The organism is Pedobacter sp. MR2016-24 (assembly GCF_026239655.1).
In the GTDB taxonomy this organism is placed as follows: domain Bacteria; phylum Bacteroidota; class Bacteroidia; order Sphingobacteriales; family Sphingobacteriaceae; genus Pedobacter.
Genome location: NZ_JAPIVO010000001.1, coordinates 599,551 through 612,986, shown reverse-complemented (window position 1 = coordinate 612,986; position 13,436 = coordinate 599,551). Strand labels below are relative to the sequence as shown.

The 13,436-nt window shown below is 40.4% G+C and carries 17 protein-coding genes; 9 read left to right on the top strand and 8 right to left on the bottom strand.

The genetic code is table 11. The features are described 5' to 3' along the window. Window positions 1-55: 55 nt before the first annotated feature. The 4 genes from OQX62_RS02770 to OQX62_RS02755 form a co-directional block, all read right to left on the bottom strand. Window positions 56-1,072, bottom strand: a complete 1,017-nt coding sequence (locus OQX62_RS02770; protein ID WP_265829884.1) for an asparaginase — start codon at window positions 1,070-1,072, stop codon at window positions 56-58. Between the two features lie 7 nt (window positions 1,073-1,079). After that, window positions 1,080-1,847 carry a TatD family hydrolase gene (locus OQX62_RS02765; protein ID WP_265829883.1) on the bottom strand — a complete coding sequence of 256 codons (768 nt, stop codon included), beginning with the start codon at window positions 1,845-1,847 and terminating at the stop codon, window positions 1,080-1,082. Window positions 1,848-1,915: 68 nt separating this feature from the next. Then, on the bottom strand, window positions 1,916-2,911 hold the full coding sequence (locus OQX62_RS02760) for an FKBP-type peptidyl-prolyl cis-trans isomerase (RefSeq protein WP_265829882.1): 996 nt from the start codon (window positions 2,909-2,911) through the stop codon (window positions 1,916-1,918). 174 nt (window positions 2,912-3,085) lie between these two features. Continuing rightward, window positions 3,086-4,096, bottom strand: a complete 1,011-nt coding sequence (locus tag OQX62_RS02755; RefSeq protein WP_265829881.1) for a DHH family phosphoesterase — start codon at window positions 4,094-4,096, stop codon at window positions 3,086-3,088. A gap of 109 nt (window positions 4,097-4,205) precedes the next feature. Between OQX62_RS02755 and OQX62_RS02750 the strand changes: the two genes are divergently transcribed. The 3 genes from OQX62_RS02750 (at window position 4,206) to OQX62_RS02740 (ending at window position 5,678) form a co-directional block, all read left to right on the top strand. Further along, window positions 4,206-4,625 (top strand): nucleoside-diphosphate kinase, encoded by a 420-nt coding sequence (locus OQX62_RS02750; RefSeq protein ID WP_265829880.1) that lies wholly within the window; start codon window positions 4,206-4,208, stop codon window positions 4,623-4,625. A gap of 85 nt (window positions 4,626-4,710) precedes the next feature. Next, window positions 4,711-5,427: an FKBP-type peptidyl-prolyl cis-trans isomerase gene (locus OQX62_RS02745; RefSeq protein ID WP_265829879.1), complete on the top strand. Its 717-nt coding sequence runs from the start codon at window positions 4,711-4,713 to the stop codon at window positions 5,425-5,427. Between the two features lie 68 nt (window positions 5,428-5,495). Beyond that, the gene (locus OQX62_RS02740; RefSeq protein WP_265829878.1) at window positions 5,496-5,678 is read left to right on the top strand and encodes a hypothetical protein; all 183 of its coding nucleotides are present in this window, start codon (window positions 5,496-5,498) and stop codon (window positions 5,676-5,678) included. 3 nt (window positions 5,679-5,681) lie between these two features. Here the strand turns inward: OQX62_RS02740 and OQX62_RS02735 are convergent, their stop codons facing one another. Next, window positions 5,682-5,972 carry a DUF721 domain-containing protein gene (locus OQX62_RS02735; RefSeq protein WP_265829877.1) on the bottom strand — a complete coding sequence of 97 codons (291 nt, stop codon included), beginning with the start codon at window positions 5,970-5,972 and terminating at the stop codon, window positions 5,682-5,684. Then, window positions 5,965-7,068, bottom strand: a complete 1,104-nt coding sequence (recF, locus tag OQX62_RS02730) for a DNA replication/repair protein RecF (RefSeq protein ID WP_265829876.1) — start codon at window positions 7,066-7,068, stop codon at window positions 5,965-5,967. The genes OQX62_RS02735 and recF overlap by 8 nt, the downstream gene beginning before the upstream one ends. Window positions 7,069-7,268: 200 nt before the next feature. Here recF and OQX62_RS02725 point away from each other — a divergent pair, with 200 nt between their 5' ends. The 3 genes from OQX62_RS02725 to ytxJ all read left to right on the top strand — a co-directional run bounded on the left by OQX62_RS02725 (window position 7,269) and on the right by ytxJ (window position 9,041). Further along, complete coding sequence (locus tag OQX62_RS02725; RefSeq protein WP_265829875.1) at window positions 7,269-7,937, top strand: tetratricopeptide repeat protein; 669 nt, start codon at window positions 7,269-7,271, stop codon at window positions 7,935-7,937. Window positions 7,938-8,016: 79 nt separating this feature from the next. Further along, complete coding sequence (ribH, locus tag OQX62_RS02720) at window positions 8,017-8,508, top strand: 6,7-dimethyl-8-ribityllumazine synthase (RefSeq protein ID WP_265829874.1); 492 nt, start codon at window positions 8,017-8,019, stop codon at window positions 8,506-8,508. A gap of 200 nt (window positions 8,509-8,708) precedes the next feature. Then, window positions 8,709-9,041 carry a bacillithiol system redox-active protein YtxJ gene (ytxJ, locus tag OQX62_RS02715; protein WP_265829873.1) on the top strand — a complete coding sequence of 111 codons (333 nt, stop codon included), beginning with the start codon at window positions 8,709-8,711 and terminating at the stop codon, window positions 9,039-9,041. Here the strand turns inward: ytxJ and OQX62_RS02710 are convergent. Then, entirely contained in the window at window positions 9,031-9,435 is a 405-nt protein-coding gene (locus OQX62_RS02710) for an OsmC family protein (RefSeq protein ID WP_265829872.1), read from the bottom strand. The genes ytxJ and OQX62_RS02710 overlap by 11 nt on opposite strands. A gap of 155 nt (window positions 9,436-9,590) precedes the next feature. On the opposite strand from OQX62_RS02710, the gene lipA reads away from it, so the two are divergent. The 3 genes from lipA (at window position 9,591) to OQX62_RS02695 (ending at window position 11,942) form a co-directional block, all read left to right on the top strand. Further along, window positions 9,591-10,469: a lipoyl synthase gene (lipA, locus tag OQX62_RS02705; protein WP_265829871.1), complete on the top strand. Its 879-nt coding sequence runs from the start codon at window positions 9,591-9,593 to the stop codon at window positions 10,467-10,469. Window positions 10,470-10,535: 66 nt separating this feature from the next. Further along, window positions 10,536-11,087: an RNA polymerase sigma factor gene (locus tag OQX62_RS02700; RefSeq protein WP_265829870.1), complete on the top strand. Its 552-nt coding sequence runs from the start codon at window positions 10,536-10,538 to the stop codon at window positions 11,085-11,087. After that, window positions 11,088-11,942, top strand: a complete 855-nt coding sequence (locus OQX62_RS02695; RefSeq protein ID WP_265829869.1) for an anti-sigma factor — start codon at window positions 11,088-11,090, stop codon at window positions 11,940-11,942. Here OQX62_RS02695 and OQX62_RS02690 read toward each other — a convergent pair. Continuing rightward, the gene (locus tag OQX62_RS02690; protein ID WP_265829868.1) at window positions 11,935-13,425 is read right to left on the bottom strand and encodes an NAD(P)H-hydrate dehydratase; all 1,491 of its coding nucleotides are present in this window, start codon (window positions 13,423-13,425) and stop codon (window positions 11,935-11,937) included. The genes OQX62_RS02695 and OQX62_RS02690 overlap by 8 nt on opposite strands. Window positions 13,426-13,436: the final 11 nt, after the last annotated feature.

Genomic DNA, 13,436 nt, shown 5'->3' with positions numbered 1-13,436 from the left:
TAAGGTAATTATATTTTCCGGAACTGTATCTCTGCCCATATTACATAAGTTTTACTTATGCTGTAAGCTCACCCCGAAGCGATTGTTCCATTAGCGAAGAGACTTCTTTGTAAGTTAATCCCTGACCAAGCAGGTACATCATTTTTGTAACTGTAGCCTCAAAAGTCATGTCGAATCCACTGACTATTCCCATTTGCTGCAGCTTCTTACTCGTTTCGTACTTACCAAGTTCTACTGATCCGCCCTGGCATTGTGAGATATCTACAATGAGCTTTCCTGCATCTACTGCTTCCTGCAGGCTATCAGTAAACCAGGCTGCGGTAGTGGTATTGCCTGAACCAAAAGTTTCCATGACAATCGCTTCAGCAGAAGACCTGGTGATTGCTTTAACTGCATTTTCACTAATTCCCGGATACAGCTTCAATACGCTGATGTTCGTATTGAAATTAGTTTCAAGCCGCAATGCGGATACAGGCTGCTGACTGATATAATTATTGAAAAATGAAAGGTTAACACCCGCTTCTGCCAGTTTAGGGTAATTTGGTGAACGGAAAGCCTCAAACTTCTCTGAATTGTATTTGATAGAGCGGTTACCGCGGAACAGCTGATAATCAAAATAAATGCAGACTTCAGGAACCATTGCCTGTCCGTTATTTTTAGTTGCCGCAATCTCCAGTGCGGTAATCAGGTTTTCCTTGGCATCAGTTCTGATCTCGCCGATAGGTAATTGTGAGCCTGTCAGCACTACAGGTTTCCCCAGGTTCTTTAACATGAAGCTCAATGCCGAAGCAGTATATGCCATCGTATCAGAGCCATGAAGAATAACGAAGCCATCATATATTTCATATCGCTCATTGATCAGTCCGGCTATTTTAGCCCAGATTTGGGGATCCATATTAGAGGAATCCAGGATGGGGTTAAAAGAGTATACATCCAGGTCATAATTTAAACGTGCCAGCTCGGGTACATTCTGCTGAATCTGTTCGAAATCAAAAGGAATCAATGCGCCGGTATGCGGATTGTTGACCATACCAATGGTACCGCCAGTATAGATGATTAAAATTTTAGTCATGTAAAGCTTAAACGTTAAATATTTTAATAGAATTGGCCGTTGTCACTTCCGCCACCTGCTCTATAGATATGTGATAGATATCTGCTATCTTCTGCGCAATATGTACCAGGTAACTGCTCTCATTAGGTTTACCCCTGTAAGGCACAGGCGCCAGATAAGGAGAATCCGTTTCCAGCACCAGGTGATCCAGCGAAACCTGTGACAATACCTCGTCGAGCCCCGCCTTTTTATAAGTAACCACACCACCTATCCCCAAATAAAATCCGAGCTCAATAGTCCTGATTGCCTGATCAATATTCCCGGTAAAACAATGCAGGATCCCTCTTAAGTCGGCCCCTTTCTCTTCCTCCAGGATTTCGAACACCTCATCAAACGCATCACGGCAATGTATCACTATAGGTAGCTGCAATGCTTTTGCCCATTTAATTTGTGTAAGGAAAGCATCCTGCTGTAGCTGGAGTGTACTCTTATCCCAGTATAAATCAATCCCGATCTCTCCTATGGCATAGATTTTACGGCTGCCAATACTTTCATGGATTTCTTTTAATACACTTTCATAACCTTCCTTCACATCGCAGGGGTGCAGACCAGACATGGCAAAACAATTTTCCGGATATTTCCTAACCAGATCATCAATTTTAGCGATAGAGGAGACATCTACATTGGGGAGGAATAAGCGGTTTACACCATTATCAAAGCAGCGCTGAAATAACAACGCCTGTTTTTCCGCATCTGTTTCATAATACAAATGCGTGTGTGTATCTGTTAAAAGCATAAAACAAAGTTAACAAAAAAACCCTGTCCGAAATTCGGACAGGGTTCATCATTCGTTTTTGAACGAAATTATCTTGTTGGTGCAGGTGCCATTGTTGGCGTTTGAGCTGCAGCCGGTGCATTGGTTGCTTTTTTGATATCAGTGATCTCTACATCAAAAGATAATGGAGAGAATGGAGTAATACCACCCTGTGGCATACCGCCTTCGCCATAAGCTAAAGCTGAAGGAATAATCAAAGTGATTTTTCCACCTTTACCAATTAGTTTCAGACCCTCATCAAATCCGGGGATTGCTCTGCCTAAAGAGAATGGACGAGGACCATATTGAGCCATTTGGTTGTATTTACCAGATTCTTTTGCTACTTTCTCTACACTTGTATCAAAGATATTTTCTTTACCGTCAGATTTTTTAGTCAGCAATTTTCCAGTGTAGTTTACCATTAAAGTATCAGTAAGTGTTGCTCTCTGGCTATCACCAGGTGCAGTAATTACATATTGTAAACCAGAAGCTGTAGTTTGAACTTTAAGGTTGTTATCAGCGATAAAGTTTTTGATTTTACCTGCTTCAGCTGCTTTATGTTTTGCTACTGTAGCCTGAAAATCTTTCTGGAAGAATTCAGTTGCTTTTCTCTGGAAAGTTGAATCTGCTTCACCAGCAGCTTTGTGCATTACTTTTTCGATTTTCACTGTGAAAACCATGTATTTATCTTTCTGGGTTGCTGGTTTTGGCTGGTTTGAATATTTAGCCATTGAATCCAGGTCAATTTTAAAAGTAGCACTATCACCTTCAGCTAATAACATCAAAGCGTCAGAGATATCTCCTGCCCATTGTTTTTTAGATACAGGGAAAACAGCTGGCTGCTGAATATCATAAGTACTGCTGGTTACTGAATCTTTTTCAGTTTTTTGAACTGCATTGATTTTGATAATGTCTCCTTCAACTATTTTATCTTTTCCTTCAGTCTTGTGGATCTGATACATTAACCCACCCGGACCTTTTTTGAAGTTGTTACAAGCTGCTAAACCAAGTGTAGCTGCAAAAAGAATTACTAAACTTTTTTTCATTTTTCTATTATTTGTTTTTTTACGGTTATGAAGCTTGCATCGCTTAATTCATCTGATTTATAAACGGTCAGCTGATGCAGGTTCATTTTTCTATTGTTTGTTTTTCGTTGTTCTTATATTTTGCTGGTCAATCAGCATCTGTCGATTTCCAGGCTAAATTTATAATTTATCTCTTTATTGCAAAAGCTGTGTTTTATATTCCGGTAATATCGACTTAAAATAAGCAATGGTATCTTCCAGGTTTCTGTCTGAATAGCCGCCCGCTGCATTTCTGTGACCACCACCGTTGAAATATTTCTTACAGATTTCATTGGCAGGGAAATCTCCGGTAGATCTCAAGGACATTTTAACCTTATCCGATCTTTCAATAATAAACGCAGCAAGTTTAATCCCGTTGATGGAGAGTGCATAGTTTACGATGCCCTCTGTATCGCCCGTTACAATTTCAAAACGCTTCAGCTCTTCAGCAGTTACTGAAATAATCGCCGTATTGGACTCTCTCAAAATCTGCAGCTTGTTGGTAAGGCAGTTTCCTAAAAACCGTAAACGATTTTCCGTCGCATTGTCGTATACCAGCTGATGAATTCTCCAGTGTTCTGCACCCGCATCGATCAGGTCTGCACCAATTCTGTAAACAGTGGATGTTGCAGACGCAAAACGGAAAGATCCGGAATCGGTCATGATACCTGTATATAAACAGGTAGCAATATCCTTATTCATTGCCGCAGCATCCTGAAGTTCATTTACAATAAAGTCGTAAACCAGTTGTGCTGCCGCACAGGCATTGATACTCCAGTGTCTGTAATCGTCGAAATCTTCCGGATCAAGATGATGGTCTATCATGATCTTATAAGCATTTGCATTACGGATCACCTCTCCCAGCTCATTGATACGGCTTAACGTATTGAAGTCGAGACAAAATACCAGTGAGGCATCTGCTACAAGCTGTTCGGCCTGCTCTTTTGCTTCGGTATAAATCAATACATCGGAGTTATTAGGCAGCCAATGTAAAAAATAAGGATAGTCGGTTGGGGTAATTACCTTCACATGATGACCCTTCTGGATCAAATAAGCATACAAACCTAAGGATGAGCCCATTGCATCACCATCTGGTTTGTGATGTGTTGTAATTACAATCTTCTGCGGCGTTGCCAGCAATGTTTTTAATTCTGAAAGGGATAGCATATTTTTCGCTGCAAAGCTAATAAATTAATGATGAAATGATTCCTTTATATTTTGATGTTTAATATTAACAGTAGAAAATGTAATTTTGCAAAAAAATAACACATAAAAGATGAGTACTAACAGAACATTTACAATGATTAAGCCAGATGCTGTAGCAAATGGACACATCGGAGCAATTATCAATGACATTACTGCTGCCGGTTTTAAAATCGTTGCCTTAAAATACACAAAACTAACAGAAGAAACTGCTGGTAAATTTTACGAAGTACACAGCGCACGTCCGTTCTACAAGGATTTAGTAAGCTTCATGTCTTCAGGACCTATCGTTGCTGCAATTCTTGAGAAAGACAATGCAATTGAAGACTTCAGAAACCTGATCGGTGCAACCAACCCTGCAGATGCTGCGGAAGGTACTATCCGTAATAAATATGCAAAATCTATCGATGCAAATGCTGTTCACGGATCTGACTCTGATGAAAATGCTGCAATTGAAGGTGATTTCTTCTTCACTGCTGCTGAACGTTTTTAATTCTTTTGAATTTAAGCTCATACATAAGCACCCCAGAAAGGTGCTTATTTTTTTAACCCAATATTTCTCTGAACCATCTAAAACAATGAACAAATTCTTAATCACCCTGCTGATCCCCTTTTGCGGCTATGCAGTAACTGCCCAGGTTAAACGCAAAGCAGTAGTAAAAAAAACAGTAACAACTGCTGTTGCAGTAAAACCTAAAACTTTGCTGGACTCGGCAAGTTATGCCTTTGGAACATCAATGGCTTCCAGCCTTAAAAATGATGGCGTTAAAAACCTGAATTATGATTTGCTGGTAAAAGGCCTTAAAGATGCTTTTGCCGGACAAACTCCGTTATTGACTCAAGAAGCTTCACAGAAAGCAATCGGTAATCTTTTTAAAAGCTTAAGTCAGCAGAAATTTGGTCCTGCCATCGCCGAAGGAAAAGCATTTTTGGAAAGCAATAAAACAAAACCAGGTGTACAAACTACTGCAAGTGGTATACAATATCTGGTACTTACTCAAGGTACAGGCATCAAACCAAAAGCTACAGATACAGTTTTAGTGAATTATAAAGGCACATTACTGAATGGCAAACAGTTTGACAGCTCATATGACAGAAATGAACCCCTTTCATTATCGCTGGACAGAGTAATACCAGGATGGACAGAAGGTATGCAACTGATGCCAGTTGGCTCAAAATACCGGTTCTTTATTCCTTATCAGCTTGCTTATGGCGAACGTGGAGCAGGACAGGACATTCCACCCTACAGCACCTTAATTTTTGAGATCGAATTATTGAAGGTAAACGGAAAATAGCGCTTTTGGAAAACCATTCGATTGAAAGTTTGTTGTGATAAAATAAATTCACCACTAAAAACACTCACATGAACATTCAAAGATATTTTCCACTCGCTCTAATTGCCTTATTAATGACAACTCTTGCCAGCTGTTCTGCAATTGAAGGTATATTCAAAGCCGGCGTATGGTCGGGCGTAATCATCGTAGTTGTAGTACTTGCGTTGATTATTTGGGTAGTTAGTAAAATTTTCGGTGGCGGCAGAAGCTAGTCGCTATAAAAATATAATTTCAGTAATTACTTCAGAACCGGCACGTTCATTTAATCTTTGAATGATGCCGGTTCTCACCATTAACAGCTCATTTTTGATGACTGAGGATTCGATCCGCACAAAGAGCTTTTTATGTGCAATATAAATCTGGGTAGTCCGGTTTCCTATCGCCGTTCCCATAATCTCCGGCCACATGGCCACTACCCCCGTTTCATCATATTTTCCACGCAATCTGTAAACGGATAACATTTTTGTAATGGCATCCTTAAGGGTCATATCATTTGGTTTACGCATGATGTATTGCTCCGTTAGTTACTTCGAACAAAGTTACCGGAACTTTGATCTGATTAAAAATATTTAATACTCTTTCTTTGCCGGTATCAGTAATAAATATTTGCCCGAAGTCGTGATGCGAAACCATTTCCATTAACTTATGCATCCGCTGATCATCCAGTTTATCAAAGATGTCATCCAGCAGCAGCAGCGGTTTAAAGCCTTTGTACTTTTCAACATACGCATACTGCGAGAGTTTTAACGCAATCAAAAATGACTTCTGTTGTCCCTGAGAACCAAATTTCTTCAATGGCATGTCGCGCAAACTAAAAATAAGGTCATCTTTATGAACACCTGTAGTGGTTCGCTCCAATACCTTATCCTTTTCTATCGAGTTTGCCAGCAAGGTTTCAAAAGCGGTATCATTCAACTGAGAATGATAAGTCAGATCCACCGGTTCGGCATCGTCAGTAAGATACTGATAGTATTTATTGAACAGCGTGATAAAATCCTGCATAAACTGTTTACGCTTGGCAAAGATCTTTTGTCCCGAACTTACCAGCTGTTCGTCAAAAATCTCAAGCAATGCGGGATCATAGCGACGCGTTAATGCAATCTGTTTCAGCAAAGCATTCCTGTTCAGTAAATGCCGGTTATAAATCATCAGTTCATCCAGATACCCTGCATCCGTCTGCGAGATCACATTGTCCATGAACCTCCGGCGCTCTTCGCTGCCATCCATGATAATCGTTACATCATAAGGGGAAATCATAACCAATGGAAACAGGCCGATATGACTGGCTAGTTTATCATATTCCTTTTTATTGCGCTTGAATTGCTTTTTCTGGTTTTTCTTTACCCCGCAGGTGATCTTTTCATTTTTCTCCTGCCGGTCAAAATCACCCTGAATCAGGAACAGTTCTTCGGCCGTTTTGATCTGCTGACTGTCGATAGGATTAAAATAGCTCTTGCAAAGGCATAAATAGTGGATAGCGTCCAGCAAATTTGTCTTTCCGGCACCGTTATTTCCTACAAATGCATTCACTGTTTTAGAGAAACGCAGATCTGCATCAGCATAATTCTTGAAATTGAGCAGAGTAATATTTTTTAACCACATAGATGAGGAGGCAAAGTTACCGTTTAGCTTTGTTAAAATAACGCTCCATAAAGATTTGTTTATCCCTAATAACCTATTTATATCAGATTCAGCTCTTTCCAAACCAGATAACTATAATAAATTTTACATAAATACTTCAAAATAGATTGATACTTTGACCGAAAAATGTATTTTTGCAATCCTTAATTTTTTAAAACAAAATGTCCACAACCGAAAAAGAAGTAAATCAAAATGTAAGAAAGGGTTCATTTTTAGAAGAAAACTCTAAAAGCCTTTTATTCATAGCCGGTGCAGTAGTTGTATTAATTGCCATATTCTTCTGGTACCAGAATGTATATTTAAAAGGCAGAGCTGAAGAAGCTTCTGCAAAAATGTACAAAGCAGAGCAATATGTTGGAGTTGATTCTTTAGCGAATAAAGCAATTAACGGAGATTCCGGTTATCCTGGATTCGAGAAAATTGCAGATGAATACAACAATACTAAATCAGCAAACTTAGCTAACCTTTATCTTGGTGGTATTTATTTACGTAAAGGTGAGTACAAAAAGGCAACTGAAGCTTTAGGTAAATATGCAGAAACCGGCAGTCCGGTGGCAGATCCTTTAGCATTAGGTATGTTGGGCGATGCTTACAGCGAATTGAAAGATTACAAACAAGCGATCACTTATTATAAAAAAGCAGCGGATAAATCAAGCAACAAGTTTACTTCTCCATTGTTCCTTAAGAAATTAGGGTTAGTTTATGAAAACCAGAAAGATTTCGCTTCAGCTGAAGAAGCTTATACAAAAATAAAAACTCAATATCCTTCAAGTCAGGAAGCTGCAATGATTGATGAGTATATTGCCCGTGCAAGTGCACAGGTAAAGTAAATAAAACATTGAAAATATCTGACAAAGGCCTGCATGTAATGCGGGCCTTTTTTTGTTTGTATTACTTATCTTTGCATCCATGGCAACACAATTAAAGAATCTTTCGGATTTCTCACACACTACTGTACCTGAGGGCAGTGCTTATAAAATTGCAATCGCAGTGGCAGAATGGAACGCTGATGTAACTGGCAGCCTTTACAAAGGCGCGCTTGAAACCTTATTAAAACACGGCGTTAAAGAGGAGAATATTCTTTCTATAGCAGTTCCCGGCAGCTTCGAGCTTACAGGTGCAGCAGAGATACTGTTGAAAAAACATAACGATCTTGATGCTGTAATTTGCCTGGGTTGTGTTATTCAGGGTGATACCAAACATTTTGATTTTATTTGTGATGCGGTAGCGAATGGCGTAACACAGGTAGGTGTCAAATATAGCAAACCAGTAATCTTTGGCGTACTGACTACCAATGATTTGCAGCAGGCCTTAGACAGATCTGGCGGCAAACATGGAAATAAAGGAGATGAGGCTGCAATAACTGCTATCAAAATGGCGCATTTACTTCATACTGTGTAATATCAGCTTTGTTTTTTTTCTGAAATAACGTAGATTAGCAGAGAAAAAACAACGAGATGAAGAAAGTAGCGATGATATTAATTGGCGTATTTTTTGCAATAACACTTTTAGAAGCCTGTTCGGATAGAATTTGCCCTGCGTATAGTTCGTATCCAAAAGGCAGCCGAAGAAAGTAAGCGCAACAAAATTAGAAAAGAACAATGGAGTGGAAGAAAATAACTGACCTGAATCAGATCAGTGAGATAAAGGAAGCAGAAGGATATAGTTTAATTTTTAAACATAGCACCCGCTGTTCTGTAAGTATGATGGCGAAGAGAAGATTTGAGATGGACTGGGAAAGTATTCCGCCAGAAACAAACCTGTACTTTCTGGACCTGATCAGTTACCGTGCAATTTCTGCACAGATAGCCGAAACATTCAGTGTTCATCATGAGTCCCCACAGATTTTACTGATTAAAAACGGCAACTGCGTGCTGGATGCCTCACATAGCGACATCTCAGCAGAAGAAGTTGGAGAAGTGATTAGTAATTAAACGTAATCGTTTTTTTGATGTCCGGATGCAAACTGTAAAACACCGGACAGGTATTTGCTGATCGCTCAATAATCAATTTGTTTTTATCTGAATAGCTGTTTTCAGGAAACTGAAAATTCGCAATGATTTCTGACACCCTTCTTGGGCCTTCAGCCATAATTTTAGTGATTTCGCAGGTCGTGCCATCAATGTTGAAGCCATGCTCTGCAGCAGCAATCCCTACGATGGTGAGCATACAGTTTCCCAGGGAGGTAGCCAGCAAATCTGTCGGTGAAAATGCCTCGCCTTTACCTTTATTATCAATTGGCGCATCGGTGATAATTTCATTACCCGAGCGTTCATGCACAGAAGTGGTTCTTAAACCGCCGTTATAAGTTATTTTTGAAGTTGCCATATTGCTATTTATTTAGCACAAGATTAACATTTATTTTTCCCGATAACAATATCTGTCAGTCCATACCCATAAAATACAGGAAAGGATGAATAACATTACAACGTACAAACATTTCAGGTTTATAACAATTCAAACCTATTGCTTAACTTTGCTACATGATCGAACTTCCAGTTGTTTCAGCGAACACAGTACAACGTAAACCAGACTGGCTTAGAGTTAAGCTTCCTGTAGGTAAAGAATATGCACAAGTACGCAGTCTTGTAGACACGCATAAGTTACATACCATTTGCGAAAGTGGTAATTGTCCTAATATGGGCGAATGCTGGGGATCTGGTACGGCCACCTTCATGATCCTTGGTAATATCTGCACCCGTTCCTGCTCATTCTGTGCAGTAGCTACCGGCAGACCAAAGGCAGTGGACACGGATGAGCCAAACCGTATCGCCAACTCTGTGAAGTTAATGCAGGTTAAACATTGTGTAATTACCTCTGTGGATCGTGATGACCTGAAAGATGGTGGTTCAATTATTTGGGCGGAAACACTTCAGGCCATCAGAAGAGAAAGCCCGGAAACAACGCTTGAAACACTAATTCCCGATTTCAGGGGAATATGGGATAATCTATACCGCGTACTGGAAGAACGCCCCGAAGTAATGTCTCATAACATTGAAACCGTGCGCCGCTTAACAAAACAGGTACGTGTACAGGCGAAATATGACAGGAGTCTGGAATGCCTGAAAAGAATTTCTGAATTCGGCCTTAGAACTAAAACAGGTATTATGCTGGGTTTAGGAGAAACTGAAGATGATGTACTGGAATCAATGGATGACCTGGTGGCCAACGGAGTTCATATCCTTACTTTGGGACAATACCTCCAGCCAACACGTAACCATCACCCGGTAGTAGACTGGATCCACCCCGATCAATTTGCAAAATATAAAGAAATAGGCTTAGCTAAAGGGCTTAAATATGTAGAAAGCGGACCATTGGTAAGGTCTTCTTACCACGCAGAAAAACACTTATTTGATTTCTAGATTAAGCCTCACGAGTGCAAACAAATATAATGTTGGACTTGTTATATTTTTTTTATATTAGCAAACTTGGCAGCAACAAATAAAATATCCCTCACGGAAGAAGATCTCGTCCGCGCTCTAAAGGCGCAGGAAACCATTGCTATTCAAGCATTATACGATATGTATTCTGCAGCTTTACTGGGTGTAATTACAAGAATCGTACAACATCCGGAAGTATCCGAAGATCTGTTACAGGAAACTTTTATAAAAATATGGAACTCAGGAGAGAGTTATGATAGCTCCAAAGGCCGTTTATTCACATGGATGATGAATGTTGCCCGCAATTTAGCCATTGACAAACTAAGATCTAAAGATTTTAGAAATGCCAGCAAAAACCAAGACATAGAAAATAACGTAGATTTTATTGACTCGCAAAGAAAGGTTTCTTTTAATGCTGACACCCTGGGTCTGAAAGACATGGTCAATTCCCTTAAACCGGATTTTATTAACGTCTTAGAATTGGTATACTTTAAAGGATATACACAGGTTGAAGCTGCAGAAGAGTTAGATCTACCATTAGGTACTGTGAAAACCAGGATCAGGATGGCTATTTTGGAACTAAGAAAGTATTTTAATTAAGTGGAAGAAGCAAAAGCATATATAGAATCAGGCAAACTCGAACTTTATGTTTTAGGACAGTTAACTGCTGAAGAGCAGTTAGAAGTCGAGGAAATGGCGAAAAGATATCCTGCTGTAAAAGAGGAGATCAACGCTATTGAAATCGCTCTGGAGCAGTATGCAATGGAACATGCCATACAACCTACCTCAGGTTTAGAGCAAAGAATCTTTGCACAAATATCTGCCTTGTCCGGAACTACTGGTGCAGCTGAGCCTCTCCCTGAAAAAGAAGCCCTGATTGTACCACTTTACCCGGATCATACCGGTACCGTAAAAACTTTAAGATTTGCATTGGCCGCCTGCGCAGTACTGCTGGTAGTTAGTGTATTCTCTTTATATAGTGCACATAGCAAACTGGCTATTGCGAACGACCAGATCGTTGCCTTAAATCAAAGTAAAGAAAAGTTTGCTGCCACTGTTAGTTTCATGAAAGATGAGAATGAAGATTTGCAGCAGATTGCCTCAATGAGCGCAGACCCTACATGGACTATCGTGAAGCTGGCAGGGACAAAGATTGCTCCTGAAGCTAATATGGTGGTTTACTGGCATAAAAAAGGTCAGCATGTAATGGTTGACAATACCAGAATGGCTTTACCTCAAAATGATGAAAGTCACCAATACCAACTTTGGGCATTGGTTAATGGTAAACCTGTAGATCTTGGCGTCTTTGACGCCAAAGCAGAGCCAAAGAAATTACTGGTTGCCATGAAAGAAATCGGAACTGCCCAGGCATTCGCTGTTACGCTGGAAAAACGTGGCGGCAGTATCAACCCTACTATGGAAAAATTAGTAGCCATGGGTGGCGTATCTATTTGATCAAACCTTTTAGCGAAGCAGATACATGCATTGCTACCTCCGATGCACTTACGCTAATTCTGTTTTGCGCCAGTTCATCACCTGCCAGACCATGCAGATAACAAGCATAAATCGCAGCTTTATCAGCATCATAACCCTGAGCCATAAATGAGACTATCAATCCGGTGAGTACATCTCCCATTCCACCCTGCGCCATAGCGGGATTACCTGTTGGATTGATTGTCACCTCTCCTTTAGTATTGATCACAAAAGTGTATTGATTTTTGAGTAAGATGACACAGCGAGTTTGTACCGCCTTTTCTTTAGCTGTTTGTAAACGTTCCCACCAGGATTGATGCCGACCAAATAAATGATCAAATTCTTTCATATGAGGGGTCAGCACAGCACCGGGACTGAGCATCTTTTTTAAATCTTCGTTTTCCCCCAGAATATGCAATGCATCTGCATCAATTACCAGGGGAACATTGAGTTGAAGCATATGTTTGACCAAATTGGTACTTTCATCTCCAGTGCCTAATCCGGGACCTATCGCTATTGCTTTATATTTTCTGACATCTGCTTTGCTCAGCTCTTCCCTTTCCAGATACATCACTTCCGGCAAAGCGGTATTCAGTGCCGTCAGACCTGTCGGGGGAATCGAAAGTGTAGTTAAACCTGCACCGCTATGCAGACATGCTTTGGCAGCCAGTAAAGCTGCACCCATCGTCTGAGGCCGTCCGGCAATGATCAGCGCATGCCCATAGGTACCTTTATGACTGAAAGGCTTCCTTGGCTGATACAATTCCTGAATGGTATGTTTGTCAACCAACCGATATCCGCTATACTGCTCTTCGATAAAAGATTCATCCAAACCAATTTGAACCACACGGAAACGGTTTAAAGCCAATACAGATTCCGGGAAAAAGAAATTGATTTTAGGACGCTGAAAACAGATCACCAGGTCCGCTTTTAAATAGATATCGTCCGGATCAATTATACCCTCTGCAGGAAAACCGGTGGGCACATCGACTGCAATAACCTGACCCTCTAATGCATTAACCAATTCAGCGAGACGCTCATATGCTGATGTTAATTTTTTATTCAGCCCCGAGCCCAGAACAGCATCGATAATTACTGCCGCGTCCAAACCCTGAAGCTGTTCCGCCGCAGTCACCCTATACTGCTGTAAGTCCAGCTCTTTTAACCGGGCCAGGTTAGCCTCATACTCAGGTGTAGTCCGCGAAGAAAAATCAATGAGGTAAACAGCTATTGCTGTGTAGCCCCTATCCTTTAAGATGCGGGCTATTGCCAAACCGTCGCCACCATTATTCCCTTTACCGCATAAAATAGCTATAGCAGTTGTTTTATCACCTACTTCTTCAACAAATGCATCCACAAAAGCCATTGACGCTGATTCCATCAGGTCTATACTCGACACTGGTTTGTTTTCAATTGTAAATGCATCAGTTAAACGCATTTGTTCAGCAGTAAGCAGATTAATCATCAGGCTGTCTA

What these genes read in the sequence shown, in the direction of transcription:
- OQX62_RS02770 (WP_265829884.1), bottom strand. Translation starts at nt 1,072, where the DNA reads ATGACTAAAATTTTAATCATCTATACTGGCGGTACCATTGGTATGGTC.
- OQX62_RS02765 (WP_265829883.1), bottom strand. Translation starts at nt 1,847, where the DNA reads ATGCTTTTAACAGATACACACACGCATTTGTATTATGAAACAGATGCG.
- OQX62_RS02760 (WP_265829882.1), bottom strand. Translation starts at nt 2,911, where the DNA reads ATGAAAAAAAGTTTAGTAATTCTTTTTGCAGCTACACTTGGTTTAGCA.
- OQX62_RS02755 (WP_265829881.1), bottom strand. Translation starts at nt 4,096, where the DNA reads ATGCTATCCCTTTCAGAATTAAAAACATTGCTGGCAACGCCGCAGAAG.
- OQX62_RS02750 (WP_265829880.1), top strand. Translation starts at nt 4,206, where the DNA reads ATGAGTACTAACAGAACATTTACAATGATTAAGCCAGATGCTGTAGCA.
- OQX62_RS02745 (WP_265829879.1), top strand. Translation starts at nt 4,711, where the DNA reads ATGAACAAATTCTTAATCACCCTGCTGATCCCCTTTTGCGGCTATGCA.
- OQX62_RS02740 (WP_265829878.1), top strand. Translation starts at nt 5,496, where the DNA reads ATGAACATTCAAAGATATTTTCCACTCGCTCTAATTGCCTTATTAATG.
- OQX62_RS02735 (WP_265829877.1), bottom strand. Translation starts at nt 5,972, where the DNA reads ATGCGTAAACCAAATGATATGACCCTTAAGGATGCCATTACAAAAATG.
- recF (WP_265829876.1), bottom strand. Translation starts at nt 7,068, where the DNA reads ATGTGGTTAAAAAATATTACTCTGCTCAATTTCAAGAATTATGCTGAT.
- OQX62_RS02725 (WP_265829875.1), top strand. Translation starts at nt 7,269, where the DNA reads ATGTCCACAACCGAAAAAGAAGTAAATCAAAATGTAAGAAAGGGTTCA.
- ribH (WP_265829874.1), top strand. Translation starts at nt 8,017, where the DNA reads ATGGCAACACAATTAAAGAATCTTTCGGATTTCTCACACACTACTGTA.
- ytxJ (WP_265829873.1), top strand. Translation starts at nt 8,709, where the DNA reads ATGGAGTGGAAGAAAATAACTGACCTGAATCAGATCAGTGAGATAAAG.
- OQX62_RS02710 (WP_265829872.1), bottom strand. Translation starts at nt 9,435, where the DNA reads ATGGCAACTTCAAAAATAACTTATAACGGCGGTTTAAGAACCACTTCT.
- lipA (WP_265829871.1), top strand. Translation starts at nt 9,591, where the DNA reads ATGATCGAACTTCCAGTTGTTTCAGCGAACACAGTACAACGTAAACCA.
- OQX62_RS02690 (WP_265829868.1), bottom strand. Translation starts at nt 13,425, where the DNA reads ATGATTAATCTGCTTACTGCTGAACAAATGCGTTTAACTGATGCATTT.